The organism is Streptomyces sp. SID13726 (assembly GCF_010548375.1).
Lineage (GTDB): Bacteria > Actinomycetota > Actinomycetes > Streptomycetales > Streptomycetaceae > Streptomyces.
Genome location: NZ_JAAGLY010000235.1, coordinates 1 through 546 on the forward strand (window position 1 = coordinate 1; position 546 = coordinate 546).

Annotated in this window: 1 protein-coding gene and 1 pseudogene; both read right to left on the minus strand. The window is 69.2% G+C overall.

Annotated elements, in window-relative coordinates:
- Positions 1-302 (minus strand): annotated as a pseudogene (locus tag G3I78_RS47360) (hypothetical protein); the annotation flags it as partial.
- Between the two features lies 1 nt (position 303).
- A partial coding sequence (locus G3I78_RS47365; RefSeq protein WP_164436807.1) for a hypothetical protein occupies positions 304-546 on the minus strand: 243 nt, incomplete at its 5' end.

Here is a 546-nt window from a genome sequence, read left to right on the forward strand (position 1 = left end):
CGTCCGAGGGCGCCGTTGAAGAGGTTCCAGGCCAGCATGCCCGCGAGCGTGAAGAGGAAGGTGGGGATCTTCCCCGTCGACAGGCCCGCGATCTCCCCGAAGACGATCGTGAAGATCCCGGCGCTGACGAGCGGCTGCGCGATGACCCACGTGATGCCGAAGATCGTCTGGCGGTACCGCACGATGACGTCGCGCAGCGCGAGCCGGACGGCGACCTCGCGCGCGTTCCACAGCTCGCGCACGGACGGCAGGTTGAGGCGCCCTGGCGGCGTGATGACGGTGCGCTGCACGGTCTGCTCCACGTCAGGCCCCCTCGTACTCGAAGTTCACGAAGACCATGCCCTTCTCGGTGCTGGACGCCTCCGTGAACTCCGGGTAGGGGAGGTCGGGCAGCACCTCGAAGCGCCACGCGCCCTCCCACGCGTCGAGCACGCCGGCCTGGCACGCGTACACGTCGACCGTGTACTGGCCCGGCTTGAGCCACAGGTCGCGGACCACGAGGCGGCCCTTCTGGGGCTGCTCCGGGTTGAACCACTTCCCGCCGAG